The sequence below is a fragment of the Haloferax chudinovii genome (assembly GCF_042663345.1).
GTDB classification, from domain to species: domain Archaea; phylum Halobacteriota; class Halobacteria; order Halobacteriales; family Haloferacaceae; genus Haloferax; species Haloferax chudinovii.
The window spans coordinates 170,240-194,655 of sequence record NZ_JBHTAB010000001.1 but is presented as its reverse complement, the minus strand read 5'-3'; the positions used below and the strand labels follow the sequence as shown (position 1 = coordinate 194,655).

Below are 24,416 nucleotides of genomic sequence, written 5' to 3'. Positions count from 1 at the left end.
GTCACACATCGGGATTTTTCTGCCCGCCCTTCGAGAGTTCAACTGATGGCCGACACACAATCGACCGCTGGGGGCGGTGACGCACCCGGTGAAGAGTCGGTGGAAACGGAACTCTCGCGCGACATGAGCCTCGCCGATATCACGTTCATCGGCGTCGGCGCGATGATCGGCGCGGGCGTCTTCGCGCTGACCGGATTCGCGGCTGGGCTGGCCGGCCCGGCGCTCACGGTGGCGTTCATACTCAACGGACTGGTGGCGATGTTCACCGCCGTCTCCTACGCCGAACTCGGGGCGGCGTTCCCCGAGGCGGGCGGCGGCTACCTCTGGGTGAAAGAGGCGCTGGTCGACCCCAACGGCTTCTACGCCGGGTGGATGAGCTGGTTCGCCCACGCCGTCGCGTGCGCGCTCTACGCCGTGACGTTCGGCGTCTTTCTCACCGAGTTCTTCGTGGTGTTCGCCGGCCTGCCCGACGGGTTCGTCCTGTTTGGGCTGTTCAACCGCCTGCTCGTGGAGAAACTGCTCGCGGTCATGATGGTGCTCGCGTTCGCCTACATCAACTACCGTGGGGCCGAGGAGACGGGGAAAGCGGGCGTCGTCGTCACGACTATCAAGATTCTCATCCTCGGCGTCTTCGTGATCTTCGGCATCCTCGCGACGGTTCGCGAGCCGAACTGGACGGCGACCTTCCTCGACAGTCCGTCGTTCGCGCCCAACGGCCTCGTCGGTGTCATCGGCGCGATGGGCTTTACCTACATCGCCTTCGAGGGCTACGAGATAATCGTCCAGTCGGGCGAAGAGGTCGTCGACCCCGGCACCAACGTCCCGAAGGCGGTGTTCTACTCGATGGCAATCGTGGTCCCCATCTACGTCCTCGTCTCCTTCGCGGCCATCGGCGGCATCGACGTGACCGCCGAACTCGCGAGTCGCGCGGGACTCACGACCGCCGCGCCGACGTGGCAGGTCCTCGGGAACCTCGGCGAACTCGGCATCATCGAGGCCGCCGGGCAGTTCGTCCCGTACGGCGTCCCACTGCTCCTGTTCGCCGGGCTCGCGGCGACGATGAGCGCGCTCAACGCGACCATCTACTCCTCGTCGCGGGTGTCGTTCGCCATGGGGCGCGACCGCGTCCTCCCGGGCTTCTTCGGACGCATCCACGACGACAAGCGGACGCCCCACTGGGCAATCGGTCTCTCGGCGGTCCTCATCGGCCTCATGGCCGTGTTGCTCCCCATCGAGAGCGTCGCCGCCGCCGCCGACATCATGTTCATCTTCCTGTTCATCCAGGTGAACTGGACCGTCGTCAAGATGCGGGCGACCCACCCCGACCTCCCGCGGACGTACGAGATTCCGTACATGCCGTGGCCCCCGCTCATCGGCATCGTCCTCCAGTTCATCCTGACGCCGTTTTTGCTCCTCGAACTCGGGCTGACGCCGGGACTCGGTGCGGGCTCCGAGGGCTTCGTCGCGCTCGTGACCACAATCGTCTGGATGGCGCTCGGACTCGTGGTGTACTACGGCTACTCCGAGGGCAAGGAGGCCGAAAAGCTCGAAGCGGAGACCCCGACCGTCGTGACCGAGCGCGCCCCCGAGCGGCGCGAGTCGCAGGTGCTCGTCCCGATTGCCAACCCGGAGAACGCGGCGCAGTTGATGCGGACCGCCATCGACGTGGCGCGCGACCGCGACGCCGAGATTCTCGTGATGAGCGCCGTCGAGGTGCCGTCGCAGACGCCGATTTCGGAGGGGCGACGGTTCGTCGACGAGAAGCGCGAGACCATCGCCGCCGTGATGGGGTTGGCGACCGACGCCGACGTACCCGTCAGCGGGACGGTCAGAGTGGGCCACGACGCCGGGACGGCCATCCTCAACACCATCGAGGAACAGGACAGCGACGTGGTGTTGATGGGCTGGCGCGGCCGGGGTCGCCGCCGCGACTACATCCTCGGGAGCAACGTCGACGAGGTCGTGACCAAGGCCCCCTGTGACGTGCTCGTCGAGCGCATCGGCTCAACGGACGGCGAGGTGGGCTCGATTCTCCTGCCGACCGCGGGCGGCCCGCACGCCGAACTCGCCGCGGAGGTGTGCCGCGCCATCGCGCGGACCAACGACGCCACAGTTCACGTGATGAACGTCGTCGCGCCCGACGCCGACGAGAGCGACCGCGAGGACGCCGAGCGCCGGGTGGCTTCGACGGCCGCCGCGGTCGGCGACGACGAGTCCGTGACGACGTCGGTCCGCGAGGGCGAGGACGTGGCGTCGACCATCGTCGCCACGACCGAGGAGTTCGACCTGACGGTCATCGGGGCGACCAGAGAGGGCCTGCTCCAGCAACTCGTCTTCGGCGGGATCCCGGAGACGGTCGGCCGCGACGCCGCGAGCACGGTCATCATGGCGAAGCGCGACCTCGGCGTCATCTCGTGGGTAACGCGGTGGTTCAAGCGCCGCCGCGACGGCCATCGCATCCGGAACGGTGGCGGCGAGTGAGCGGTCTCACTCGCGCCACGGGAGCAGTCGCGCCGAGAGCGCGAACAGCGCGACGGCGAAGCCACAGAGGATAGCGAGGTCGGAGAGCGCGGTCGGGAGCTCGCCGCCGGCGACGGCGGCGCGCACGCCGCGTGCGAAGTAGGTGAGCGGGAGCGCGTCGACCACCGGGCGGAACGCCGCGGGGAGTCTGGACGCGGGGACGAACGTGTCCGCGAGGAGGACCATCGGGATGCCGACGGCGTTGCTGGCGGCGATGACGCCGTCTTCGGAGTCCGCGAGCGAGCCGATGAGCGAGCCGAGCCCGCAGAACAGGGCGATGCCGACGACGAGAAAGGCGACGACCAGCGCGTCGCCGCCGAGCGAGGGGGCCGCGCCGAGGTCGCCGACGGCGGCGAGGACGCCGACGAGCAGGACGCCGGCGAGGCCGATGAGCGCGACGTTCACGGCCGCATGGGCGGAGAGCCACTCCAGACGCGAAAGCGGCGTCGTCGCCAGCTTCTCGAAGCGGCGGGACGCCCGGTTTCGGGCGACGGTGCTTCCGACCCGCGACAGCGGCGTCAACACGACGACGACGCCGAGGTACGCGGGCAGGTAGTACGCGTCCGGGCGGGAGAACAGGCCGCCGGTCGCGCCGGTCTTGACGAGGACGCCGAAGATGAGGACGATGAAGACGGGAAAGAAGAAGGTGAAGAAGACGGCCGTCCGCCGCCGGAGGAACGCGCGCGTCTCGGCGACGGCCTCCGCGCGGACCCGGCGGGTCGCCTCGGCGAATCCGCGAGTCTGACCGCCGTCGGCCGTCTCTCTCGTCTCGGCCGCCGCGGCGGTCTCGTCCGTTCCGCCCGTCTCCGCCGCCGTCATCGCGTCACCTCGGCGTTCCCGGCGAGGCCCGCCGGACCGGCGCTGACGATACAGTCGTGGCCGCGCTCGCTGGCGAGGTTGAGGTAGACGTCCTCCAGCGTCGGGCGGACGAGACTCACCTCCTCGTAGGCGATGTCGGCCGCGTCGAGGTGGTCGAGCATCGCGGTCAGGTCGTCGGGACCGGCGTCGAAAAAGCGGTACTCGTAGTCGCCGTACCGGCGGCCGTCGAGGGGCGTCGCGTCGAGGTCGAGCGCGCGGGGGCGCTCGGTCCGGACCGCGAGTCGGGTCTCGCCGCCGAAGCGCTGGACGAGGTCCCGGGGCGGACCGACGCGGACGAGTTCGCCGTCAGTGAGGAGCCCGACGCGGTCGGCGAGGTGCTCGGCTTCGGCCATGTAGTGCGTCGTGAGCACGACGGCGGTCCCGCCGTCGGCCAGCGAGTCGACGAGGTCCCACACGTCGCGACGGCCCGCGGGGTCGATGCCGGTGGTCGGCTCGTCCAGAAACAGGAGTTCGGGGTCGTTGACGAGCGCCGCGCCGACGCAGACGCGGCGCTGTTGGCCCCCCGAGAGGTCGGTGTAGGCCGTCGCCGCGTCCCCGGCGTCGAGGCCGACCCGGTCGAGCACCTCGTCGACCGAAAGCGGGTCCGGGTAGAGCCCGGCGTAGTACGAGACGAGTTCGCGGCCCGAGAGTCGCCGGTGGGGTGAGAACTCCTGCGGGAGCACGCTCATCCGCGAGCGGTCGACCGCGGTCGGCGACTCGCCGAACACCCGAACCGAACCCTCGGTCGGGATTCGCGTCCCCGTCAGCAGGCCGAGGAGCGTCGATTTCCCGGCCCCGTTCGGGCCGATGAGACCGAACACCTCACCCTCGTGAACGTCGAGCGACACGTCCCGAACCGCGACGGTGTCGCCGTACTGCTTCCTCACGGCTGTCGCCGTGACCGCCGGGCGCGTCGACTCGGCGGCAGTGTGTCCAGACATAGCTCGTGTTCGAGTCGATACTGACAACGGCTTAGTCCTTGTCAAATTGACTGGGTACGTGTCGGTGACACAACTATATCAACGGTCGGGGCGACCGTACCGTAGACAATGCCAAATCGGCGACACCGGCGAACGACCCCGACGCGCCGCGAGTTGCTCTCGGTGACCGACGAGTTAGCGCTCGCGCGGAAGGGAGAACGCATCCTCGAACGCCGGCGCGACAGTCTCGTGTTCGTCCTCCTCGACCTCTTAGACCGGTGGACGGAACTGCGCCGCGAGACCGACGAGGCGTTCCGGGACGCCGCGGAGCTCCACGTCTGGGGCGCAGAGCGGGAGGGCGAAATCGCGCTTCGCGCGCTCTCGGAGGCCCGGAGCTCGCACACGGAGCTCATCGTCTCCGAAACGAAGCTCGTCGGGCTGACCGTCCCGTTTTTTCTGAGCACGTCGGCGCGGCGGTCGCTCGACGGACGGGGGTACGGCGTCCTCGGCACGAGCGCGCTCGACGACGAGCTCGTCGGGTCCTACGAGTCGGTCGTGGAAGACGTCGTCAGGCTGGCTGAGATGCGGGCGGTCCTCCTGCGCCTCCTCGCGGAGGTTCGGCGGCTTCGGCTCCGCGTCAACTACCTCACCCAGCGGCTCATCCCGGAGTTGGAAGTGAAGAAACGATACATCCGGCGATACCTCGACGAGCGCGAACAGGAAGAGCACTTCCGACAGTTCCGGACCAAACAGCGCAACGAGCGGCGGGACGCGGAACGGCGACGAGCAGAACGGCAGGAAAACGAGCGGCGACGGGCAGAACGGCAAGAAGACGGAAGCGCGGAGACGCGACGGACGGACGACAGCGACCGCGACTGAGACGAGGTCGCCCGCTAAGCGTAGTCTTATTACGGTCGCGCCACCAGTTTCGTGCAACGAGACAATGTGCAAGGTCGACGTGGCAATCGAACGGTACGGGCTCGCCGCGCCGACCGGCAGGTACGACTCCATCGACGACTATCTGCTGGCGCGGTGGACCGGGGCCGACGGCGGCGAAAGCGAGGGGTACAAGTCGCTCACGACGTGGTTCAACAAGCGACTGCTCGCGCGCGTCTACGAGCGGAACGGTCGCGACGTGACCGACGTTCGCCTCGACGCGGAGTACGAGGCTCTCGTCGGCGACGACGACCTCGACTACGGGGACGTGGCCGCCGACCTCGCCACCGACGACATCGACGCCGACGAGCTGACGGGCGCGATGGCCTCGTGGAGCACGATGCGACGCCACCTCAACGACTGTCTCGACGGCGAGAAGCCGACCGTCGAGGCGTCCTCGGATTGGGAGCGAAACAGCGTCGACATCGCGCGCGAGACCGTCAGACAGAAAGCCGAGTCGGCGCTCGCGTCGCTGGGGAAGAAAGGGCGACTCGCCGGAGCCGGAGACGCCGGCGTCGACGTGCAGGTCAAGGTGTCCTGCGCGGAGTGCCCGACGCGGGTCCCGCTCGAAGAGGCGCTTGACCGCGGATTCGTCTGTCAGGAGCACCACGCCGGTGCCGACGAGATGACCGAGGAGGCCGTCCGCGAGACCGGCGTCGCGCCCGACGGCGGGGCCGACTCGGGCGGGCGGCTCCGGGCGGTGCTCCCCATCGGCGCGCTCTCCAGTGCCGGGCTCGCGCTCGGCGAGTTCTCCGGGGCGGTGCTCGAACTCGTCGCGGCCGCCGGAATGGCATGAGCTGGCGGCTCGACGTGGAGAACGTCGCCGGGATTCGACGCGGGAGCGCGACGCTCGAACCCGGGTTGAACGCGGTCCGCGCGAGCAACTGGCAGGGGAAGTCGAGCTTCCTCGCCGCGATAGCGACCGCCTTCGGGACGACGTCGCCGCTGACCGAGGGCGCGACCGAGGGGCGCGTCTCGCTTTCGACGGACGAACGGGAGTACGCGGTCGAGTTGACCCGAGACGGACGGCGCGTCCGGACGACCGGCGAGCCGTACCTGTCCGACGAGGTCGACCGCGTCTGCGCCGACCTGTTCGCGTTCCTCGGCGAGGAAAACGAGATTCGGCGGGCCGTGCGCGAGGGCGACGACCTCGAACCGCTCTTGACGCGCCCGCTCGACTTCGAGGACATCGACGCGAACATCGCCGCGGCGCGCCGCGAGCGAGACCGGGTCGACGAGGCGCTCTCGGAGGCCGAAGACGCGGCCGAACGCCTGCCGACGCTGGTCGCTCGGGTGTCGGAACTCGAAACCGAGGTCGAGGAGTTGGAGGCGAAGCGCGCGGCGTCCGCGGACGCCGCCGGCGGCGACGAGACGCGCGAGGCGCTCAGCGACGCTCGCGCGGAGCGCTCCCGCGTCCAGAGCCGCATCGACCGGCTCGAATCGACCGCCGAGCGGGTCCGTGAGCGACTCGAATCGAGCCGCGAGGAACTCGACGGACTCGACGTGGAAGACGACGATGAACTGGCGCGCGAACTCGACGCGGCGAAGCAGGAACTCCGCCAGCAGGAACGCGATATCGAACTCCTTCGAGGCGTCTACGACGCGAACCGCCGCGTCGTGGCCGAAGACCGGAGCGAACTGCTGACCGACGTGACCCACGGCCTCGTCGACGACGACCTCGCGTGTTGGGTCTGCGGTGCCGAGACGGACGCCTCGTCGGTGACGGCGCGGCTCGACGACCTCGCCGAGCGAATCGACCGCCGCACCGAGGCGGCCGAGGCGAGCCGCGAACGCGTCGAGGAACTCACGGAGCGCGTCGAATCGCGCGAGAAGCGGCGCCGACGCGAGCGGGAGCTTCAGACCGACGTTCGGGAGCTCCGCGAGCGCCGGTCGGACCTCGAACGCCGCCTCGACGACGCGCGCGAACGCGACGACGAACTCGGCGAGCGAATCGACGACCTCCGCGAGCGAATCGAATCGGATGCCGAACAGGTGACCGATATCGAGAGCGACCTGAAGTACGCGAAAACGCGCCTCGACGACGCGAAATCGGAACTCGAATCGTCCGAGTCGAAGGCTGAAGAGCTCGAATCACTGCGTTCACAGCGACAGTCGCTCACCGAAGAGATAACCCGCCTCCGGCGGCGGAAACAAGAGATAAAGAAAGAGACACGAGACGCGTTCGACGACGCGATTCGGGACGTCGTCACGCTGTTCGAGACGGGGTTCGAGAGCGCGCGACTGACGAGCGAGTTCGAACTGGTCGTCGCCCGCGACGGCCGCGAGGCGTCGCTCGACGCGCTCAGCGAGGGCGAGGTCGAACTCCTCGGACTGGCGACGGCGCTCGCGGGCTACGAGGCGTTCGACGTGGCAGAGCGCGTGCCGGTCATGCTCGTGGACCGCCTCGGCGGCATCGCCGACGAGAACCTCGGGCGACTGACCGACTACCTCTCGGGGACGGCGACGTATCTCGTCATGACGGCGTATCCAGAGCACAGCGCCGTCGAGGGACACGACATCGACCCCGCGGACTGGTCTGTCGTCTCGGACTCGACGGCCCCACGGGAAGCCGAATAAATCCCGAGCGACGGGTCAACGGTCGTATTCGAAACCCGCGGCTCTCACTCCAGCGTGAGCGAGAAGCCCCACGTCGCCTCTCGTCTCTCGTCGTCGGAAGCCTCCGAGAGCCCGCCGACGGCGAAATCCGCCTCGAAGCGGAACTCGCCGACCGGGAGACAGCTCGCTTCTTCGTCCTCGGACTGGGCGACGCCGTAGAGGTCCACCAGTTCCGACCGCGACTCGCCGGGTTCGAGCGAGAGAATCCGGTACTCCTCGGTCACGGCGATGTGGTCTCCGAGCCGCCAACAGCCCGCCTCGGCGGGGTACTCGCCGTCCGCGGGGAGGAAGATGAGGTCGTTCGTCGCGTCCGAGACGTACTGGAAGAAGACGGTTCTCCCCTCGCCGACCTCAACGACCTCGTCGCCGGTGTTCGTCAGCGTGATGCGGACCTGCGGCGGGTGCTCGTCGGTCGCGAGGGATTCCGTTATCTCGACTTCGTGTTCGACGGGCACGTCGGGCGCGTCGTCGACGCCGACCAGCGAGATGCCGGGACCGCCGGACGGGCGGGTACCGCCGGCTCCGTCGTCAGTGCCGTTTCCGTCCGGGAGGTCGTCGGTCGACCCGTCGGTCGTGGGGTCATCAGTCGGCTCGTCGGCCGTCGTGCCCGCCTGTCCGTCGTCGGTCGTCGTTCCGTCGTCCGACCCGCCGTTTCCGACACAGCCGGCGAGGAGGCCGAACGAGAGGAGGGCGGTCGAACCGAGGAAAGTACGTCGTGTCAGGGACATACCTGTTAGTCGCCACAGACGGGAATAACCCTACGCGAGAGTCAAATCGCGGTTTGAGTCACGGGGCGGCGTCGCGGTGGCGGCGGTAGTGCTCCCACTCCGCGTCGGTGCCGTAGTGGACGACCAAGTCGGCCGCGGTCTGCTCGGCGACGCCCGACGCGCGCCTGAGCGCGGCGGTGTTCCGTTCGAGCACCGCGGCCGCGACGGCGTCCGCGCTCCCGAAGTGCTCAAAGAGCGCCCGCGAGACGCGGTCGCCGGCGTTCGGGACCGGCCCGCAGGCCGCCCGGATGCGCGCCCGTTCGGCCCGCTCGTCGACGCGGTCGACCCACGTCTGAGCCCACGCGGCGACCCCCTCGCGCTCGGCGTCGGACGCCGGCGGCTCGAACTCGCGGACCGAGTCGTCGACGACCCCGCCGAACCGGGCCGAGACGGAGAGGCCGCCCGGATGCGGGAGGACGTGCACGCCCGGCGAGTCGCCGGAATCGATACCGACGAGCACCGCGGGAACGGCCTTCTCGAAGCGGAGCGCGAAGTTCGCCGGGCGCGGCTCGCCGCGCGGGTAGATGACCCATTCGTCGCTCGGCAGTTCGACGCGCTCGGGAAGCCAGCCGAGCGCGTCGCTCTCGGCGGGAGCGGAAGCCTCGTCGGTCGTGGAATCTGTGTCGCGTGTCACGTCGGTCCCTCGGTCCGGGGCGTCGGAAATCGACGCCGCGCCGTTCGTCGAGTGGAGGGTCCGACCGGGCGCTGATAAGACACGCGGTTGTGGCTGACGCGCGGGGCGGAGTGTCAGTCACGGCGACCGATTGCGACCGCAACACGCGATTACTCACACCCGGTCGCTCAAGTACGTCGAGCACGAACGCGTCTCTATGCCCGTCGTAGAAGTCAATCTCCCGGACGAACTGCTCGTCGAGTTCGAACAGCTCGTCGACGAAGAGTTCATCAGCGAAGAACAGGCCGTCGAGGAACTCCTCTCGATGGGAATGGACGCCTACGGTGCCCCCGTCGACGACGAGGACGGCGTCCAGTCGGACTTCGTCCAGAGCGCCCAGAACAACCTCTTCGACACCGCCGGCGACCCCGGCGGCCTCGACGACGACGTGCTCTGAGGCGACGGTCAGCCCGACGTTCGGCGGTCGCGCGGCACCGCGCCGAACTGTTCTTCGGTCGAGAGCGCCCCGCCTCGCCGACTCGACAGGTCCGTCGGCCGGGGCGACAGTCTCGCCACCCACCCGGTATGCTGTGGATAACCGACCCGAAACCGTCGGATTGCTCGACTCTCACGAATCGAATCCGGTCGGGAGCGTTCGAATCCACAGTTCGGCGGTCGCCGGGGCTCGCGCGCGGCGGCGCGGTCCGGCCCTGTCGCGGGCGGCCGACCGCACTTCGACCGCCGAGTCGAGCGGTCGGAACCGCCTCCCGTCACCGACCCCGAATCCGTTAGCGAACCCATACTAATTCCGCCACCGCGCGACGGTTCAGGCATGTCCAAACGCGTGCACGCCCGGGAATCGGTACTCGTTCCGTCGGGCAACTACACCTGCGTCCGGTCGCTCGGCGAGCGAGGCGTCCACACGGTCATGGCCTCCGAACACGACGACACGCCGGCGGCCTCGTCCCGATTCTGTGACGAACTCGTCCGCATCCCCGCGCCGAAAGACGACCTCGTGGCCTACAAGGACGCCCTCGTCGGCATCGCCGCCCGGCCGGACGTGAAGACCATCATCCCGACGCGACCGGAAGACGGCTACGTCTTCTCGAAGTACCTCGACGAGTTCGAGCAGTACGTCGACCTCGTCGTCCCCGACTTCGAGACGCTCCGCCGGGTCCACGACCGAAAACTCCTCTACGAGGCCGCCGTCGAGGCCGGCGTCCCCATGCCGCGGACCCGCCTGTTCAGCGAGGTCGCGGCGTTCGACAAGCCCTCGATTATCAAGCCACGGTACAACGTCGTCGCCGGCGAGTACGTCGAGAGCTACGACCCCCACGAGTACGACATCGTCAAGAGCGTCCGCCACGTCCGCCCCGGCGACCGCCCGGACAGAGACGAGATATACGCCGAGATGAAACACGACCCCGTCGTGCAGGACTACGTCCCGACCGAGGACAAGTACATGTTCGCGGCGCTGTACGACCACGGCGAACCGCTGGCGACGTTCCAGCACCTCCAGATTCGCGGGAACTCCTACACCGGCGGCGGCGGCGTCTACCGGACCTCGGTGTACGACCCCGAACTCGAGTCCGTCGCGCGAAAGCTCCTCGGCCACATCGACTGGCACGGCCTCGCGTGCATCGAGTACCTCAAAGACGCCGAGACGGGCGAGTTCAAACTCATCGAGATCAACCCCCGGATGTGGCAGTCGCTTCCCTCCACCGTCCGCGCCGGGGCCGACTTCCCGTACTACTACTGGTTGCAGGCGACCGGGCAGAAACACCGCATCGAACCGGGCTACGAACTCGGCGTCGGCACCCACTACCTCTGGGGCGAACTCGGCTACGTGATGAGCGTCCGCCGCGACGACTCGCCGCTCGTCGAGCGCCCGTCGTTCGTCAGGACCGTCTGGGAGGTCGCCGCCTCAATCTACCGCGAGCCGAGATTCGACCTCGCGCGCCTCGACGACCCGGTCCCCTTCGCCCGCTACGTGCACCACGCGGTGTTCAACCGCGGGGGTGACGAGGCCGAGGAGGAATCGACCACCGACCGCGACGGTGACGGCGACGGCGACGGCGACGGAGACGAGGTGGAACGCCGAGGGACCGGCATCACGCTGACGCCGGGACTCAACTTCAGGGGTCGCTGAGTCGGCCGGCGGTCGTGGCGTCGCCGCTCGCCGTGGGGCGGTGAGGATTTGTAGATTGAGTAATTGTACTGGGTTTTCTAGTTCGGTCAGTTATTGAGAGTCAGAAGGTGTGACAAAATGACTAGTAGCCCAATCATCAATTCTACAGAGAACTACCTCCTTCCTTGGATCGATAATTCTCTGTCCTTCTGATGCCATTTTAACCAACCTCTGCGCGACATTTACTTTGGATGGTGCATCAACGCCTTTTGTCTGGCACCAGTCTTCTACAACCTGAACACGGTTTTTTTCGACAAAGTCGTCTGTGTTCAGTTCAGCATCTGGGTCCTGCCATTCATTCAGTTCGTTATTGACGGCTTCAACGTACTTTTGTAAGTCGACCAAATCTTCCAGCACAAGCAGTTCATCGGAGAAATCGCAATACGTTTTGATTTTCTGTGGGTTGGCACCTGCATCCACAAGATCGTCCCTATTTTCGCGACCACCACTATCACTATCAAGCAATATTACTGATCTACCTGCCTCTGAAAGCAACTCTGTGATTCTCTTCTCACCGACGTTTGCCGCGCCAGGGGCAATTTGATACTTCAACTCGGACTTCTCAGTCGCCTGGCGGATAAGCGTCGGCAGTAAAATAGTCTCACACGGCCCTTCAGCAATTAACGAATTTCGCGCAACTGTGAACGCTAAGGGATTCAAACCCATTGCCACCATAATTGGCTTGAAACCCGGCTCGTCAACCCAAAAACCATTTCTAATGTCACTTCTTTCACCCCTTTTTTGTATGACAGGTCGAATCCCTCTACCAAGGTCCGATGGAAGACAGCCAGCGGAATGAGTGGTGTAAATTACTTTCTGTGCAACAGTCTGGGTTTCAAGTACTTCAACCAATTCAGCCTGAGCATCATAACTTAGATGCCTTTCTGCCTCGTCAACTAGTAACACAGGGTTTTCACCAGCATCTTTCTGGTTCAAGAAGGCAACCAACGCCACGAACCACCGAAGCCCATCACTCCGCTGGTGGATTGGTGCTCGGTTTTGGTCGTCCGGCGTCAAAACATTTATATGTAGAATGGTGCCGTCAATGTCAAGTAACGGAACGACATCTGTCCGAACCCACGATTTAGAGAACGCTCCTTCCAATTCTTTGCTGGCCTCATCTGTCAAGTCATTTGCTAGGTGCACCGTGCCAGATTCAGTTGCTTCCTTAAGCTCTTGAAGATCTAGACTAGCTAACTCCGCTAAATTCGATAGCGCACTCGGCGGATTGGGAACTGCATTACTCAGGTCATATTTTGATTTTAAATCTCTATCATTTTCACTAAAGGAAAGAAATATTGGACGCCTCTGTAGCAAAATTTTCCTTGCTTGCTCTGGTTGTGAATTCCTCTCATGCGTCGCTAACTCTTCAAGCGACTCGATCACCTGCTTGACCAAATCAGCATCAAACTCCTCCGAATCAAGATTCTCTAGGATTTTTTCTAATCTATTAGAATTTTCTTGAATGAAGTTTATTGTTTGATCACCAAGATAATCATTATTGGATCCTAGCTTGTCAGACAATTCCTTTAGATTAGAAGAGATTCGACTATTTGTCTTCCGATTAAAAACTGGCGACTCGAAGAACTCCTCAAGTTTAGATTTTACCTCTTTTCGAGGCTCAAGATTATGGCTTAGTCCAGGCTGGAGTCTAGCAGTGACGAAGCCATTTTCAACCTTTGTGAAAGTGCATTTTTTGATATTTCCTGAATTCTCAACGGGTTTCAGAGCCTCGTAGTCCTCATCTTCAAGACTAAATGTGGCTTCTATCCTCGTCGTGACATCTACCCTACGGGTCTGATTTTGATCCAGAATTTCGTCCTCACTATTCAATTCTTCCAGAGCGTCTAAAAATGAGGTTTTACCGGATTCATTCTGTCCAATCAATGCAATTGAATTCTCTAGCAGACGAACACTAGTAGAATCTTTAAACCGACGGAACCCCTGGACCTCGACCCCAATCAACTCCATATAACTCAGTTCCCAACCCGAAAACGAATAAAACTGATCCAGCGACAATCACTCAAAACGAACTATTCCTCTAAATCCAACTAAGATGAATCAACCGTCAGTACGCACGCTGTATTCAGTGCAGTCACAACAAACTGTCAAGGTATGTCATTCTAACAGATATCACCGTATCCCTGTTCAGCCCGTGCCGACACGGCGTTTGTGTACCCTCACTCGTCGCGGAACGCGCAGGTCGCGGTGTAGGACACGTCGTCGAGGACGAGCTCGGCGTCCCGACTCCGGGTCGGCGGGCCGCTGACGTTGATGCTGGTGTGTTCGACCGAACAGTTCGACGCGCGGTTGACGAGCACGCCGCCGACCCGACCGTTCGGCAGGTAGATACAGCTATCGACGATTCGGGAGCCGTTTCGGTTCTCGTCGACGACGACCGCCGAGCCGTAGGGCTGACTCTCGCACGCCCCCGTGATGGTGATGTTTTCGAGGATCATCCCCCACGGCTCGCGCGCGATGTCGGTGTCGACCGGCCCCGCGTAGATGGTCTGGACGCCGGTGTCGTTGACGATGCGGCAGTTGCGCATCGTGAAGCCGCCGTGGCTCCCGTAGGTCGGTGCGGTGATGATGCCCGGCGAAGACGTACTCGACCGGTAGACGAAGTCGCAGTCCTCGATGAGGACGCCCGTGTAGCCGTGGCCGGTAGAGTCGATGCGGAGCCCTTCGGGGCTGTCGAGTCGGTCCCCCTCTCGCGCGTGTTCGTTGAGGTTATCGGCGTCGACGATGACGGTCGCACCCTTAATCCACGAGGTCTTCGTGGGGTGGTCGCCCGCGGAGATGCGCATGTTCGTGTTGTCGTTGTTCTTGAACAGCCCGCCCTCGACGCGGAGGACGCCGCGGGTGTGTGTCGCGCGGAACGACGACGACCCGAGCTGTTCGATGTGGCAGTCGATCATCCTGACCTCGCCGACGGACCGCTCGGTGATGCGAATCCCGGCGACCCCGTTCGGATAGCCGGGGAGCGCCGCGCCCTCACGCATGTAGACGCGGCGGATGACGCTGACGCCGTCGACCGAGGTGCAGTCGAAGATGAGCAGTTGGTCGCGGGCGTGGTTGTCCGTGGGGGTACGGCCGAGCCACTCGACGTCCTCGATGAGCGCGCCGTCGTCGTTGGCGAGCCAGATGTCGGCGCTCGTGGTGTCGTCGTCGGTCTGCTGGATGGAGAAGTTCTTCAGGACGTGGTGGTCCCCGCTCGTAATGCGGAGCATCCGGAACTGCTCGCCGGGGCCCGCCGGCGGGAAGACGAACTGCACGTCTTTGTGGGAGTCACCGAGGCCGACGAGTTGGAAGTTCGAGACGCCGCGGTCCCAGTCGTGCTCGCGGGTGATGAGGTAGTCGCCGGGCGGGAACTCGACGGCCGTGTCGTCGCCGTACACCCCGTCGAGGATGTCGTCGACCGACTCTTGTCCCGTCGGGTCCATCCCGAGGTCGTCGACCGCGTCGAGGACGGTGAGCTCCGGTTCGGGCGTGGGCGTCGGCTCGGCCATCGGCGTCTCGGTCGGCGTCTCCTCGTCAGGCGTGTTACAGCCGGCGAGCGCGGCACCGACGCCGACGGCGCCGAGCGTCCGCAGGTAGGTTCTGCGCTTCACCGGCGGGGGACCTCCGCGCGGTCGGGGCGTTCCCGGTGGCTGTCGGGTGTTCGTCGAGCGTCGGCGTCACATCGCCGCGAGGAGCGAGGTGAAGGTGGGAAAGAGAGGGACCACCGTCGATTACACATGCTTCCCGTCAGTTGGACCGGGAAGGTGATTGGTAAACGGTGTGTAACCGCGGCTGACGGCGCGGGGGGCGTAGAGTCGCGGCTCGTCGGCGGCGGCGAAACGGAAAACGAGACGTTCGAACAGACCGGTCAAAAGCGGCGTATTCGCGGTTCTCGACGTGTTCAGTCCGAGACTACTGAAATTACGAATCGCATTACTATCCACTCGTGACGACAGTTATCTGTATGAATCTGTCACGGCGTTCATATCTCGGACTGAGCGCCGCCGTGCTCAGCGGGTGCGTCGCGAGGGGCGGGGAACCGGCCGGCACGCCTTCGGTACCTCCGACGAGCGAGTCACCGGTTCCGACCCCACGGTTCAGCTACGACGACCCCAGCGTCGACGCGGCGGGCGACCCGCTGTCGGTCGCGTTCAACAGTCGAGAACGGTTCAGAGACGCGGGCTGGCTCGTCGACGACTTCGAAGACGAGCGGCTCTGGGGGACGTTCGCGGGACGGTACGCCGTCGAAGAAGACGTCGTCTACTGCGGGTCGCAGTCGCTCCGCCTCGAAGCGACGCCCGACGACGAGCGGGTGTGGATTTACCGGACGTTCGACGGCGGCATCGACCTCTCCGATGTGGACCTCTCGCTGGCCGTCAACCTCGAAACGCCCGATACCGAGGGAATCACGGTTCGCCTCGCCGCGCCCGATTACGACAACACGCTCCTTCTCGGCCGCCACGTCTGGGAGGCCGGTTGGCAACGCCTCGACCTCGGTCCGCGGCGCGTCACCGGGTCGCCGGACCTGTCCAACGTCACCGAGATAAGCATCCAGCTGTACACCGGCGGCGGCACGACCGCGCGATTCTACGTCGACTCCCTCCGGGCCAAACCGCGCGCCGACGCGGGCAAGGTGATGATTACGTTCGACGACAACACCCGGAGCCAGTACGACACGGCATATCCGATACTGGAGTCCCACGGCTTTGCCGGCGTCGTCGGCGTCATCCCGTGGACCGTGGGGTCGAGCCACCGCATCCCGCGGTCGGGGATGGACGAGATGGTCGACTCCGGTTGGGACATGGTGAGTCACCCCCAGCGGTCGGACTCGTTCCGCGACCTCTCGCCCGCCGACCAGCGCGCGAGCATCAGGGAGTCGAAGGCGTGGCTCGTCGAAAACGGGTTCGAACGCGGGGCCGACTTCATCATCTGGCCCTACGGTCGATACGACGAGTCGGCGCTCGACGCCGCGAGCGACTACCACTACCTCGGGTTCGTGACGGTCGGGGGACCGACTGGCGCGATATCCGACCCGCAAATCGTCGGCCGAACCAACGGCGACGACGTGGAGAAGGCGAAACAGGCGCTCGATTTCGCCGCGCAGTACAACCAGCTCGCGGTGCTCATGTACCACGACGTGACCGGGAAGGGACGCTCTGTCAGTCCGGCGGCGTTCGCCGAGACGATGGACTACGTGGACGAACTCGGGTTGGACGTGGTCACGGCGTCGAGCTACTGGGACTCGATTCGAGACTCCGTCTGAGGCGGCGACTCGCTCGGAACGGAAACGCGGTCGCACAGAAACCCGCTCGCCACGCCGACCCGGGCGCGCCGGTATGTCTATTTTCCTGACAATCGTTCCGAACGTGATTCGAACGCAGTCAGTCACGTTTCGAAGAACGTTAGACACCCGCTCTAACTGTCCTAAATGCCCGAAAGTCACGTTTTCATACGTGTTGCTGACGACTAACAAAGACCCGAACGACCCAATCAGCGGGTCGAAGTATCAATGTTCCTACGCACTCTCAGACTCGATTCGTCGCCGCCGGGAGCGCCGTCTCACGGCGGCTGGCAGGCCGGCGCACGGCGTGCAACACAGGGGTCGCGCGCGAGGGGCGATGTATCGCGGTAACGCCGTGGGCGTCGTCGTGCCCGCGTACGACGAGGCGCGGTTCGTCGGCGGCGTCATCGACACGCTTCCCGGGTTCGTCGACCGAACCTACGTCGTCGACGACCGCTCGACCGACGGGACGTGGGACGTGATTCGGCGGCACGCCGCGCGCGCGAACGAGCGAGTAGCCGCGCCCGTCCTCGCCGCGGCCGACGGCGGCGCGTCGCTCGACCGGCGCGTCGTCCCGATTCGACACCCGGTCAACCGCGGGCGCGGCGCGGCCGTCAAGACCGGCTACGAGCGCGCGCTCGAAGACGGGATGGACGTCATCGTCGTGATGGACGGCGACGGCCAGATGGACCCGGACATCATGCCCGCCATCATCGACCCCGTGGTCGACGGCGTCGCCGACTACGCCGTCGGCGACCGACTCGCGGCGCGGGACACCCGCCGGGGGATGCCGCCGTGGCGGCTGTTCGGCAACCTCCTGTTGTCCGGGCTGACGCGCATCGCCAGCGGCTACTGGCACATCCGCGACCCACAGAACGGCTACACGGCCGTCTCGGCGGACGCGCTCGCGGAACTGGAGTTCGACCGGCTGTACGACCAGTACGGCTTCCTGAACGACCTGCTCGTGAACCTGAACGTCGCGGAAAAGCGGGTGGCGACCGTGCCGATGCACGCCCGCTACGGCGACGAGGAAAGCGGCATCAGGTACTCGACGTTCGTCCCCGGGCTGTCGTTTCTCCTGCTCAGGGACTTCCTCTGGCGGCTCCGCGTGCGGTACCTCGACGGCGGCGTCCGTCCGGTGGCCGCCCTCTACGCGCTCGGCCTCGTGAGCGTCCTCGCCGGGGCGTTCCGGCTGGCGACCGGGGTCGCGTCGAAGAACCGCGCGAGCCGGCGGTCCCTCGCCGGGGTCCTCGGCGGTCTCGGGTCGCTCGGGGGCGCGATGCTCCTCGACAGCCACGAGAACGAACGGTTACGGGTCACGTCGGAGCCGTCGGCGTCGTTCGAGCGGGGCACACCGAGCGGCCCGCGACCCGCTCGCGGCGGCGGCGGTGCTGACGAGAGCGACGAGCGCGGAGATAGCGCGTCCGACGGCGTTGCAGGGCGCGAGATAACAGAGAGTTAGTCACCTCGTACCCGCGAAAACGGGGGTGTGAGGTGCTCAATAACAACACCCTAGACGCGTCATCTATCCAGTAATGGGGTCCACATCACACGGCAAAGGGCGGTTAAACCGGGCGCTCGGCGAACTCTCGCTGGACGTGCCCTTCGCGCTGGCCATCGTCGTTGCGAGTAGCCTCGTCGCGGTTCTCGACATCGTTTCGACCGTCCAAGCGCTCGTCGGACTCCCCGTACTGCTGTTTCTGCCCGGCTACGCGCTGTTGCTCGCGCTGTTCCCCGCTGAGTCATCGGGTGGAGCCGTCGAGGGACCGTCGTTCGGGCGGTCCGAGCGACACCCGAACCTCAGCCTGCAAGAGCGGTTCGCGCTCGCCTTCGGAATGAGCGTCGCGTTGCTCCCAGTCGTCGGGCTGTCGCTCCTCTGGGCCGGCGTCGGACTGGCCGCCGCGCCCGTCATCGCCGCGCTGTCGGCGGTCATCGTCGGCGGCCTCACTGTCGGCGAAATCCGGCGGCGGCGACTCCCCGAGACCGAGCGGTTCCACGTCCCGATTCGGCGCTGGTACGCCGACGTGGTCCGGTCGTTCGACCGACCCTCGCGGGTCGATTCGCTTCTGAACGTCGCGCTCGCCGCCGCCATCGTCTTGGCCGTCGCGAGCCTGAGCTACGCGCTCGTCGCGCCGGGGACGGGCGAGTCGTATTCGAGCCTGTCGCTTCTCACGCGGGACGCCGGCGGCGAGTTCGTCGCCGCCGACTACCCCGAGTCGCTGACGGTCGGCCAACAGACCGCCCTGTTCGTCTCCGTCGAGAACGACGAGGGCGAGGCGACGAACTACGCGCTCGTGGCCGAACTCCAGCGCGTCGAGCGGGTGAACGGCGAGACGACGGTCGTGGAGCGACAGGCGCTCGGGTCGCGGACGGAGACCGTCGAAGACGGCGAGACGTGGCGGACCCGCCACAACTTCGCCCCGGCGCTGACCGGCGAGGACCTCCGGCTCACGTACTACCTGTACGAGGGCGACGCGCCGGCGGAGCCGAGCACCGACACGGCGTACCGCTCGGCGTACGTCTGGGTCACCGTGACCGAGGAGCCCACCGACGGCGCGGACGCCGGCGACGACGCGGCGTAACTCGGTCCCACGAGCGACCGTCACTCCGTCGCGGAACGCGGCGGCCGCTCGGCTGTCGCGCGGAACCTCAAAAAACCGCGTCGAAACCCGAAAATGGGTGCCTCTGTCGTCTGCGGCGTCACCGCGCGGGCGGCACGCCGCGTGCTGTGCTGTCGTATCGTTTCCTTGCTGTCGCCTCAGCCGTCGTTGTCCTCGAACGTCAGCGCCGCGTCGCCGACCAGATCCATCTTCTTGATATCGCCCGAGAACCGGAAGGCGTCGACGTCGTCGGTGACCGAACCCTGCGCCTTGCCGTTGGTGAGGCTGTCGGCGCTCTCGGTCGGCCCGACGAGCGGGTCGTTCAGGATATCGCCGGAGACCATGAAGTCGTAGGTCGTCTCGGTGCCGTCGCCCTCGACGACGAGGGTGTTCGGCAGGGAGAACACGGCGGGGTCGACCCGCGTGCCGTTGACGTAGACCTCGGCCTCGCCCTGGAGGAACGACAGCGACGTAATCGTGCCCGTGAAGGTGTACGCGTCCTCGACGCCCTCGGTGGTGACCCAGCCCGTCGCGGAGCTTTCGGACACGTCGTCCCACTGTTCGACGGTGTCGCCCGAGGCCTCGAGCGTGCCGCTGACGGCGACGTCGTACTGCGTCTCGACGCCGGTGCCGACGAGGCGCAGTTCGTTCTGGCTGTCGGTGGAGTCAGTCGTCGAGTCCGTGCTCGAATCGGTGGAGTCGGTCGTCGACGAATCGGTCGTGGCGTCCGTGACCGTGCTCTCGGTCACCTGCTCGCCGTCGACGTAAATCTCGGCCTCGCCTTCGACGAAGCCGAAGGAGGTGACGCTCCCCGCGAAGTCGAACGTGTCCTCGACGCCCTCGGTCGTAATCCAGCCGCTGGCGGAGGTGCCGTCGATGGTGTCCCACTGTTCGATGGTGTCGCCCGAGGCTTCGAGCGCCTCGCTGACGGTGAACTCGTACTGGGTCTGGGTCCCCGTGCCGACGAGCCGAAGTTCGTGCGAGAGGTCGGTGGTGGAGTCCGTCGTCGAGTCGGTCGTCGAGTCCGTCGAGCCGTCCGTGCTCGAATCGGTCGACGAATCGGTCGTGGCGTCCGTGACCGTGCTCTCGGTCACCTGCTCGCCGTTGACGTAAACCTCGGACTCGCCTTCGAGGAACGAGAACGAGTCGACGTCGCCGGAGAACGTGTAGGCGTCCTCGACGCCCTCGGTCGTAATCCAGCCGGTCGCGGTGCCGCTTTCGATGTCGTCCCACTCCTCGATGGTGCCGCCCGAGGCCTGTAGCGAGTCCGTCACCGTGAACTCGTACTGGGTCGTCGTGCCCGTGCCGACGAGTCGAATCTCGTTCGGGAGGGGCTCGGTCGTCGAGTCGGTCGTCGAGTCGGTCGTCGAGTCGGTCGTCGAATCCGTCGTCGAATCCGTCGTCGAGTCCGTCGTCGAATCCGTGCTCGACGAGTCGCCGCCGGTGCTTCCGTCGGCGCTCGGGAGCGGACAGGAGTCGCCGCTCGTGATGTTGCTCGTGTCAACGTCGGCCCCGCTGAACACCGTCGCCTGCCCGGAGACGTTGATGTTCGAGTCCACAATCTCACAGCTCGTGGCGTCGTTGACGAGGACGCCGTCCACGTCGCCGTTCGGGAAGTGGATACAGCTGTTCTGAACGGTCGAGCCGTTGCGGTCGTTGTCGATGCAGACCGCCGCGCCGGACGGCTGGGACCGCGCGCTCCCCGTGATGGAGACGTTTTCGAGGTTCACGCCCCACGGCTTGTCCGCGGTGTCGGTGTCGATAGAGTCGGCGTGAATCGTCTGGACCGACGTGTCGTTCTGGATGCGGCAGTTGCGCAGGGTGAAGCCGCCGTGGCCGCCCCACGTCGGCGACGAGACGACGCCGCGCGAGGTGGGACAGGACTTGAAGATGAAGTCGCAGTCCTCGATGAGGACGCCCGCGTACCCGTTGCCGGTGGAGTCGATGCGGAGGCCCTCGGGGCTGTCGAGGCTGTCGCCGTCGTGGGCGTGCTCGTTGAGGTTGTCCGCGTCCATGATGACGGTCGCGCCCTTAATCCACGAGGTCTTTTCGGGGTGGTCGCCCGCGGAGATGCGCATGTTCGTGTTGTCGTTGTTCTTGAACAGCCCGCCCTCGACGCGGAGGACGCCGCGGGTGTGAGTCGCGCGGAACGACGACGACCCGCGCTGTTCGATGTGGCAGTCGACGAGCCGAATCTCGCCGACGGAGCCGCCCTGCACGCGGATGCCCGCGACGCCGTCCGGGTAGCCGGGGATTTCGGAACCCTCGCGCATGTAGACGCGGCGGGCGACGTTGACGCCGTCGACGGAGGAACAGTCGTACGCGAGGAGCTGACGGCGAGCGTCGTTGTCGGTGGGGGTGCGACCGAGCCACTCGACGTCCTCGATGAGGCCGCCGTCGTCGTTTATCATCCAGATGTCCGCCGTGGTCGTGGAGTCGTCGGTCTGCTGGATGGAGAAGTTCTTCAGGACGTGGTGGTCCCCGCTGGTGATTTCGAGGAACCGGTACTTCTCGCCGTTGTTGCCCGACGGGAAGACGAACTGCACGTCCTTGTGAGAGCTTCCGGTGCCGACCATCCCGAAGCGGGAGACGTCGTCGTTCCAGTACTGCGTCTCGGTGGCGAGGTACTCACCCGGAGGGAATTCGATGAGCGTCCCGCTCTCGTACGCGGAATCGAGTTGGTTGTCTATCGGTTCGTTTCCGTTGGGGTCCATTCCAAGGTCGTCCACCGCGTTGACGACGCGGTCCCATTGGATGCCGAAGCGCTCCTCTGGTCCAGACGCAGCCGACGCGACGCCGGCAGAGAGGGCAGTCGATGCGGCCAATGCACCGAGTTTGAGGTAGTTCCGCCTGTTGAGTTGCGATTCGAGGATGGAGTCCGAATCCGCGGGGGATTCGTCGTCGTCTCCATCGGTTAGTCGTACCATATCTCAGGAAAGCCCTCGTTAAGGTGATAATCATTATTGCAGAGTATAATCTAGTTGCCTACGATTACTTACGGGATTGGTTCGGATGCTGGCCATCTAGTTACCAGATGCATGCCAAAGTCATACCTTATATTCTACCAAAATAGTTTCAATCAAATAGTAATATAGCGGCAGTTTGCGTCCGTGAAACAACCGCTTAATCGAGACTATACAGAGCAAATCGGCATCCCGTGACGAGTTGAATTTAGCCCGTGAAACGCCTCTGCTCGGTAGATAATCGATATATGAACTGGTAATTACGCCCCCACCGAATCTTGCGAGGGCGTTCGTTTCACCACACCCACATATTCTGACTGTGTTCTGATAGGTTTGATTCACTGCGAAGGTTCAACTAGCAATGAGTGTCAGTCGAATCGACCGCTCGCCGGGGGCGGCGAGTCGGCCAAGCGCCTCCCTCACTTCGACATCACCGAGACGAGTTCACGGAGGTTCTGTTTGACCCGCCAGTCGAAAAGCGTCATGAGCGACGCGGCGCTGACGACGTAGGCGACGACCCCGATGGCGACGAGGAGCGCGAACTCGACGAGCGGCGACCCGACGCGATTCTGTGCCGCGAGGACCGCCAGCGCCATCGCGCCGCTGGCCGCGACGGGGTACGAGAGTTCGCGGAGGAACCGCCGGTAGGTCGTGCCGAGCGTCCGCTTCATCTCGCGCGCGTAGAGCGGGACCATCGGGAACGCAAGGATGCCCGTCACCGCGAACGCGGTCCCCTCGATGCCGTAGGCGCTCGTCGCGGGGACGATGGCTATCGCGAGCAGGGCGACCCTGACGAAGCCGAGTTTGGTCTGGACGTCGGGGCGACCGACGGCGCGCCAGACGGGATTGAACGTCGCGAAGAGCGTCCGAAAGAGCCCGTAGGCGACGAGAATCTGCATGGCGAGCACCATCGGAAGCCAGTCCTCGCCGAGGAACGCACCGACGAACGCGGGCGCGACGAGGTAGATGCCGACCGACATCGGCAGGGCGACGAAGGCGGTGAGTCGGAAGGTACTGAAGAACGCCTCTCGGAGGGCGTGCTGGTCCTCTTGGAGCTTCGAGTACGTCGAGAACATCACGCTGGAGACGACGACGGCGATTTCGGTCGCCGGCGCGTTGGAGATGCGGTAGGCGAGTTGGTAGTAGCCGAGCGAGGTCGCCGTCAGGAGCCAGCCGACGACCGCGTCGTCGCCCTGCCCGTAGAGGAACTCGACGATGGACGACCCCGTGACCCACTTCCCGTAACCGATGAGCTCGGCGGCGTACGCGCGGTTCAGCGCGGGGCGCGGGCGGTACGGGTGCAGGAAGTAGGTCGCGACCGACCGGACGCTGGCGTCGGCGAGGTAGCCGAAGATGAGCGCCCAGACCGTCGGGCTGACCGCGGCGTAGCCGAGCGCGACCACGACGTAGGCCGTCGTGCCGCTGACCCGGTAGGCGAACTCCTTGTGGAACGCGAGGTCCTTCTTGAAGTAGACCATCGCGGGGTTCCGAACCGCGAGGAAGATCGGAACCAACGCGATGACGCGGATGAGGTCCCGCGCGGCTGGCTCGCCGAACAGCGAGGCGAGCGACGGGGCGGCGACGTAGAGAATCGAACTCATCACCAGCCCGCGGAGGAGTTCGAGCGTGAACGTCGTGTTCAGGTACTCGTCGACGTCGTCGTCGACGCGCTGGATGAGCGCGGCGTCGATGCCGAGGTTCGTCAGGCTCAGAAGCGCCGAGATGGTGAGGAGCGCGATGCCCATCAGCCCGATGGCCTCGGGGCCGAGCAGTCGCGCGAGGACGATGAACATCACGACCTTCAGCACCCGGTCGAGGACGTTCATCGCCGACACCCACATCCCGCTTTTCACCGTCCGCTCTGCGAGGTCGCCGTCGTCGTCGCCGGGAACGAACCGGCGGCGAATCGTCCGAACGACCGAGCGAATCTTATCTCTCATCGAACGCACCTCTCGGGCCGCCCTCTCGGCGGCGACACGGCGTATTCACGAACGGTAACACTCGGCTACACATCGGCTCAGAAGGCGATTAATTATTGACTCGCTACTGGATTCCGCGGGGGCCGCCGCGCCCGCCGCCGCGGGAGTTAGGCGCTGTTTGACGAAACGACGGACCCGAACGGCCGGACGATGGGCGACGGCGACCGGGAAAATC

17 protein-coding genes are annotated in these 24,416 nt (G+C 65.4%); 9 read left to right on the top strand and 8 right to left on the bottom strand.

Annotated elements, in window-relative coordinates; translation table 11 throughout:
* Positions 1–45 precede the first annotated feature (45 nt).
* Positions 46–2,481 (top strand): amino acid permease, encoded by a 2,436-nt coding sequence (locus tag ACFQI8_RS00925; protein ID WP_390242228.1) that lies wholly within the window; start codon positions 46–48, stop codon positions 2,479–2,481.
* Between the two features lie 6 nt (positions 2,482–2,487).
* Here the strand turns inward: ACFQI8_RS00925 and ACFQI8_RS00920 are convergent, their stop codons facing one another.
* Both ACFQI8_RS00920 and ACFQI8_RS00915 read right to left on the bottom strand, forming a co-directional pair.
* Positions 2,488–3,339: an ABC transporter permease gene (locus ACFQI8_RS00920; RefSeq protein ID WP_390242227.1), complete on the bottom strand. Its 852-nt coding sequence runs from the start codon at positions 3,337–3,339 to the stop codon at positions 2,488–2,490.
* Positions 3,336–4,319 (bottom strand): ABC transporter ATP-binding protein, encoded by a 984-nt coding sequence (locus tag ACFQI8_RS00915; RefSeq protein ID WP_390242226.1) that lies wholly within the window; start codon positions 4,317–4,319, stop codon positions 3,336–3,338. The genes ACFQI8_RS00920 and ACFQI8_RS00915 overlap by 4 nt, the downstream gene beginning before the upstream one ends.
* Before the next feature lie 108 nt (positions 4,320–4,427).
* Here ACFQI8_RS00915 and ACFQI8_RS00910 point away from each other — a divergent pair, with 108 nt between their 5' ends.
* From ACFQI8_RS00910 to ACFQI8_RS00900, 3 genes are all read left to right on the top strand, one after another.
* Positions 4,428–5,177 (top strand): V-type ATP synthase subunit D, encoded by a 750-nt coding sequence (locus ACFQI8_RS00910; protein ID WP_390242224.1) that lies wholly within the window; start codon positions 4,428–4,430, stop codon positions 5,175–5,177.
* Positions 5,178–5,241: 64 nt separating this feature from the next.
* A complete protein-coding gene (gene rdfA / locus ACFQI8_RS00905; RefSeq protein ID WP_390242222.1) occupies positions 5,242–6,030 on the top strand; it encodes a rod-determining factor RdfA in 789 nt (262 codons plus the stop codon).
* Positions 6,027–7,811, top strand: a complete 1,785-nt coding sequence (locus tag ACFQI8_RS00900) for an archaea-specific SMC-related protein (RefSeq protein WP_390242221.1) — start codon at positions 6,027–6,029, stop codon at positions 7,809–7,811. Before rdfA ends, ACFQI8_RS00900 begins: the two co-directional genes overlap by 4 nt.
* Before the next feature lie 44 nt (positions 7,812–7,855).
* Here ACFQI8_RS00900 and ACFQI8_RS00895 read toward each other — a convergent pair whose 3' ends face one another.
* Together ACFQI8_RS00895 and ACFQI8_RS00890 are read right to left on the bottom strand one after the other, a co-directional pair.
* Positions 7,856–8,578, bottom strand: a complete 723-nt coding sequence (locus tag ACFQI8_RS00895; protein ID WP_390242220.1) for a hypothetical protein — start codon at positions 8,576–8,578, stop codon at positions 7,856–7,858.
* 58 nt (positions 8,579–8,636) lie between these two features.
* Positions 8,637–9,251 carry a hypothetical protein gene (locus ACFQI8_RS00890; RefSeq protein WP_390242219.1) on the bottom strand — a complete coding sequence of 205 codons (615 nt, stop codon included), beginning with the start codon at positions 9,249–9,251 and terminating at the stop codon, positions 8,637–8,639.
* A 196-nt stretch (positions 9,252–9,447) separates the two neighbouring features.
* Here ACFQI8_RS00890 and ACFQI8_RS00885 point away from each other — a divergent pair, with 196 nt between their 5' ends.
* Positions 9,448–9,687 (top strand): DUF7120 family protein, encoded by a 240-nt coding sequence (locus tag ACFQI8_RS00885; RefSeq protein ID WP_004978002.1) that lies wholly within the window; start codon positions 9,448–9,450, stop codon positions 9,685–9,687.
* A 375-nt stretch (positions 9,688–10,062) separates the two neighbouring features.
* On the top strand, positions 10,063–11,379 hold the full coding sequence (locus ACFQI8_RS00880; RefSeq protein WP_390242217.1) for a carboxylate--amine ligase: 1,317 nt from the start codon (positions 10,063–10,065) through the stop codon (positions 11,377–11,379).
* Positions 11,380–11,469: 90 nt separating this feature from the next.
* Here ACFQI8_RS00880 and ACFQI8_RS00875 read toward each other — a convergent pair whose 3' ends face one another.
* Both ACFQI8_RS00875 and ACFQI8_RS00870 read right to left on the bottom strand, forming a co-directional pair.
* On the bottom strand, positions 11,470–13,389 hold the full coding sequence (locus tag ACFQI8_RS00875; protein WP_390242216.1) for an AAA family ATPase: 1,920 nt from the start codon (positions 13,387–13,389) through the stop codon (positions 11,470–11,472).
* 209 nt (positions 13,390–13,598) lie between these two features.
* Positions 13,599–15,029 carry a twin-arginine translocation signal domain-containing protein gene (locus tag ACFQI8_RS00870; protein ID WP_390242214.1) on the bottom strand — a complete coding sequence of 477 codons (1,431 nt, stop codon included), beginning with the start codon at positions 15,027–15,029 and terminating at the stop codon, positions 13,599–13,601.
* Between the two features lie 395 nt (positions 15,030–15,424).
* On the opposite strand from ACFQI8_RS00870, the gene ACFQI8_RS00865 reads away from it, so the two are divergent.
* The 3 genes from ACFQI8_RS00865 to ACFQI8_RS00855 all read left to right on the top strand — a co-directional run bounded on the left by ACFQI8_RS00865 (position 15,425) and on the right by ACFQI8_RS00855 (position 19,281).
* Positions 15,425–16,681 carry a polysaccharide deacetylase family protein gene (locus ACFQI8_RS00865; RefSeq protein WP_390242956.1) on the top strand — a complete coding sequence of 419 codons (1,257 nt, stop codon included), beginning with the start codon at positions 15,425–15,427 and terminating at the stop codon, positions 16,679–16,681.
* Between the two features lie 355 nt (positions 16,682–17,036).
* On the top strand, positions 17,037–18,161 hold the full coding sequence (locus tag ACFQI8_RS00860) for a glycosyltransferase family 2 protein (protein ID WP_390242212.1): 1,125 nt from the start codon (positions 17,037–17,039) through the stop codon (positions 18,159–18,161).
* Between the two features lie 73 nt (positions 18,162–18,234).
* Positions 18,235–19,281 carry a DUF1616 domain-containing protein gene (locus ACFQI8_RS00855; RefSeq protein WP_390242211.1) on the top strand — a complete coding sequence of 349 codons (1,047 nt, stop codon included), beginning with the start codon at positions 18,235–18,237 and terminating at the stop codon, positions 19,279–19,281.
* A gap of 176 nt (positions 19,282–19,457) precedes the next feature.
* Here the strand turns inward: ACFQI8_RS00855 and ACFQI8_RS00850 are convergent, their stop codons facing one another.
* Positions 19,458–22,226, bottom strand: coding sequence for a hypothetical protein (locus tag ACFQI8_RS00850; protein ID WP_390242209.1), 2,769 nt, complete (start codon positions 22,224–22,226; stop codon positions 19,458–19,460).
* A gap of 455 nt (positions 22,227–22,681) precedes the next feature.
* On the bottom strand, positions 22,682–24,202 hold the full coding sequence (locus tag ACFQI8_RS00845; protein ID WP_390242208.1) for a lipopolysaccharide biosynthesis protein: 1,521 nt from the start codon (positions 24,200–24,202) through the stop codon (positions 22,682–22,684).
* Between the last annotated feature and the right edge of the window lie 214 nt (positions 24,203–24,416).

Coding starts and splice junctions, on each gene's coding strand:
- ACFQI8_RS00925 (WP_390242228.1), top strand. CDS start 46: ATGGCCGACACACAATCGACCGCTGGGGGCGGTGACGCACCCGGTGAA.
- ACFQI8_RS00920 (WP_390242227.1), bottom strand. CDS start 3,339: ATGACGGCGGCGGAGACGGGCGGAACGGACGAGACCGCCGCGGCGGCC.
- ACFQI8_RS00915 (WP_390242226.1), bottom strand. CDS start 4,319: ATGTCTGGACACACTGCCGCCGAGTCGACGCGCCCGGCGGTCACGGCG.
- ACFQI8_RS00910 (WP_390242224.1), top strand. CDS start 4,428: ATGCCAAATCGGCGACACCGGCGAACGACCCCGACGCGCCGCGAGTTG.
- rdfA (WP_390242222.1), top strand. CDS start 5,242: ATGTGCAAGGTCGACGTGGCAATCGAACGGTACGGGCTCGCCGCGCCG.
- ACFQI8_RS00900 (WP_390242221.1), top strand. CDS start 6,027: ATGAGCTGGCGGCTCGACGTGGAGAACGTCGCCGGGATTCGACGCGGG.
- ACFQI8_RS00895 (WP_390242220.1), bottom strand. CDS start 8,578: ATGTCCCTGACACGACGTACTTTCCTCGGTTCGACCGCCCTCCTCTCG.
- ACFQI8_RS00885 (WP_004978002.1), top strand. CDS start 9,448: ATGCCCGTCGTAGAAGTCAATCTCCCGGACGAACTGCTCGTCGAGTTC.
- ACFQI8_RS00880 (WP_390242217.1), top strand. CDS start 10,063: ATGTCCAAACGCGTGCACGCCCGGGAATCGGTACTCGTTCCGTCGGGC.
- ACFQI8_RS00875 (WP_390242216.1), bottom strand. CDS start 13,389: ATGGAGTTGATTGGGGTCGAGGTCCAGGGGTTCCGTCGGTTTAAAGAT.
- ACFQI8_RS00860 (WP_390242212.1), top strand. CDS start 17,037: ATGTATCGCGGTAACGCCGTGGGCGTCGTCGTGCCCGCGTACGACGAG.
- ACFQI8_RS00855 (WP_390242211.1), top strand. CDS start 18,235: ATGGGGTCCACATCACACGGCAAAGGGCGGTTAAACCGGGCGCTCGGC.
- ACFQI8_RS00850 (WP_390242209.1), bottom strand. CDS start 22,226: ATGGTACGACTAACCGATGGAGACGACGACGAATCCCCCGCGGATTCG.
- ACFQI8_RS00845 (WP_390242208.1), bottom strand. CDS start 24,202: ATGAGAGATAAGATTCGCTCGGTCGTTCGGACGATTCGCCGCCGGTTC.